Annotated in this window: 3 protein-coding genes; 1 reads left to right on the forward strand and 2 read right to left on the reverse strand. The window is 68.7% G+C overall.

Annotation, left to right across the window (positions count from 1 at the left end; genetic code table 11):
• Positions 1-1,504: serine hydrolase (locus BDIM_RS14020; protein ID WP_155818738.1), on the forward strand; the 1,504-nt coding region annotated here is incomplete at its 5' end.
• 40 nt (positions 1,505-1,544) lie between these two features.
• Here BDIM_RS14020 and BDIM_RS14025 read toward each other — a convergent pair.
• Positions 1,545-1,946 (reverse strand): SPFH domain-containing protein, encoded by a 402-nt coding sequence (locus BDIM_RS14025; RefSeq protein WP_003166255.1) that lies wholly within the window; start codon positions 1,944-1,946, stop codon positions 1,545-1,547.
• Between the two features lie 72 nt (positions 1,947-2,018).
• Positions 2,019-2,507: DUF4893 domain-containing protein (locus BDIM_RS14030; RefSeq protein ID WP_155818741.1), on the reverse strand; the 489-nt coding region annotated here is incomplete at its 5' end.

Genomic DNA, 2,507 nt, shown 5'->3' on the forward strand with positions numbered 1-2,507 from the left:
GCGTTGCATGGCCGCCTGGCCGGACCAGCCCGCCGTGTCGCTGGCCCTGGTCCGCGACGGCAAGACGGTGCTGGCCAAGGGTTATGGCGTGCGCCGTCAGGGCAAAAATGAACCCGCCGACGAACATACCCTGTTCGCCATCGCGTCGAACTCCAAGAACGTCACCGCCGCCTGCCTGGCCATCCTGGTCGACGAAGGCAAGGTGAAGTGGGACGAGCCGATCCGCACCTATCTGCCTGGCTTCACCCTGTCGGACCCGATGGTGGGCGAGCGCATCACCGTGCGCGACACCCTCAGCCACCGCGCCGGTTTCGGCCTGGGCGCGGGCGACCTGCTGTTCTGGCCCAACAGCGACCGGACGCGGGCCGAGGTTCTGGCGCAGGCCGCCTTCGTGCCCATCGAGGACGGCTTCCGCGAGGACTACCACTACTGCAACCTGATGTTCGTGGTCGCGGGCGCGGTGATCGAGAAGGTCTCGGGCCTGTCGTGGGAGGCCTTCGTCCAGACCCGCATCTTCGACCGCGTGGGCATGAACGAGAGCGTGCCCCTGGCGCGTCTGGCCGACCCGAAGAAGAGCGCCCTGCCTCACGGCCGCGTCGGCCCGCCCCTGCGCTATCAGGGGGCGATGACCCAGATCGCGGAGTCGATCGTCGAGGTGTGGAACTGGGATTCGGCGGCGGCGGCGGGCGGCATCTGCGCCAGCGCCCACGACTGGGCCAAGTGGATCGCCGTGCGCCTGAACGACGGCAAGCTGGCCGACGGCTCGCGCCTGTTCTCCGAAGCCGCCGCGAAGGAAATGTACAAGCCCAACATCGTCGTCTCCTCGTCCAACGGACCGACGGCGGCCCTGCCCAACCGGGCCGTGGCCTCGACCTACGCCATGGGCTTGCAGGTGCAGGACTATCGCGGCGAGCGGCTGGCGACCCACGGCGGCGGCTCGCCCGGCGGCATCTCGGCCACGGTGCTGATCCCCGGCCGCAAGATCGGCTTCTCGGTCTTCACCAACGCCGAAGAGAGCTTCCTCTTACGCGCCCTGCGCTCGGGCCTGTCGGACATCGCCATGAACAAGGTCGACGTCGACTGGATCGCCGATTCCAAGCGGATTGAGGCCGAAGGGACCGAGAAGTCGCTGAAGGCCGCCGTCGAGATCGACGCCAAACAGGCGGCGGGCGCGGCCCCCTCCCTGCCGCTGGAGGCCTACGCCGGAACCTGGCGCGATCCGTGGTACGGCGACATCGTCATCGAGCCGAGGAGGGAAGGGCGCGGCCGCAACCGCAAGTCCGGCCTGTGGCTGCGCTTCACCCACACCCCGGCGCTGCAGGGCTGGCTGGAGCCCTATGACGGCGAAACCTTCCGCACCCGCTTCCCCGACAAGCGCGAAGAGGACGCCTTCATCACCTTCAGCATCGCCACGGCCAAGCCCGCCACCGCGACGGTCAAGGGCGTCTCGCCGGACATCGACTTCAGTTACGACTATCAGGATCTGCGGCTGACGCGGGTCTGAACGCCAATGCCCTTCTCCCCTTGTGGGAGAAGGGTTCAGGTCAGCGCGCCGGACGTTGGCCCGCTTCCAGGATCGGCATCCCCGCCTCGGTGGGGATGTAGATGGTCTGGCGGCCTTCCTTGCCGGCCGTCTCCTGCAGCATGTTGATGTAGGACCAGCGCAGATAGGCCTCGGGGCCGCCCAGGGCCTCGGCCATGATGCGGTTGGCCTCGTTGGCGCCCTTGGCGCGCTCGATCTCGGCGGCGGCGGTCAGCTTGGCCGAGTCCAGGGCGGCCTGGGCCTCCAGCACGCGGATGCGGCGGTTCTGCACCGCCTCTTCATAGGCCGCCTTGCCCGCCATCTGCTTGGAATAGACGTTGTAGGTGGGGAAGCCGATCAGCACGACCGCCAGGACGACGGCGATGGCGATGATGGATCCGAGCGTGAGGCCGACGCCGCGCATGAGGGTGCTCCGAAGGTAAAGGCGATGAGGCGCTCAGGGTGAAGGGCGCGCCCCTGAACGGTCAAGCTGCGATCAGCGCGTCAGCTCCAGAATGTCGAGCTTGGATTCCTGCTTGGGAAAGGGAATGACCAGGCGCCAGCGTTGCGGGCCGATGCGCTCGAACACGCCCAGTTGGTCGCGCTCGGCCTTGGCGCCGTAGGCGGGGAAGCCGGTCTCGTCGCCCCAGGCCTGGGCGCCGACATAGACCAGGCGTCGATCAGTGTCGGGATAGAGCAGGCCGCGCGTGCGCTGGCTGCCCGTGGTCTTCTCCAGGATCAGGTCGCCGCCGGGCGTCAGTTCGACGCGGCAACGGAAGGCCGGATAGGCGACATAGGCCAGGCCATGCGCCTCGCGCGCGCCCAGTTTGACGGTGCGGCAGCGGTAGTCGCCCGGCGGCGGTTGAAGACGACCGGCCTGCCCGGCGTTGGGATCGACCAGGACGCCGAGAGATTCGACCTCGTCGGCGAAGCCGCGCGCCTCGGCCTCGGCGCGGGCCAGGCTCCAGGCCTGGTCGAGGCGGCC

This window comes from Brevundimonas diminuta ATCC 11568, from assembly GCF_000204035.1.
In the GTDB taxonomy this organism is placed as follows: Bacteria; Pseudomonadota; Alphaproteobacteria; order Caulobacterales; family Caulobacteraceae; genus Brevundimonas; species Brevundimonas diminuta.

Coding starts and splice junctions, on each gene's coding strand:
- BDIM_RS14025 (WP_003166255.1), bottom strand. CDS start 1,946: ATGCGCGGCGTCGGCCTCACGCTCGGATCCATCATCGCCATCGCCGTC.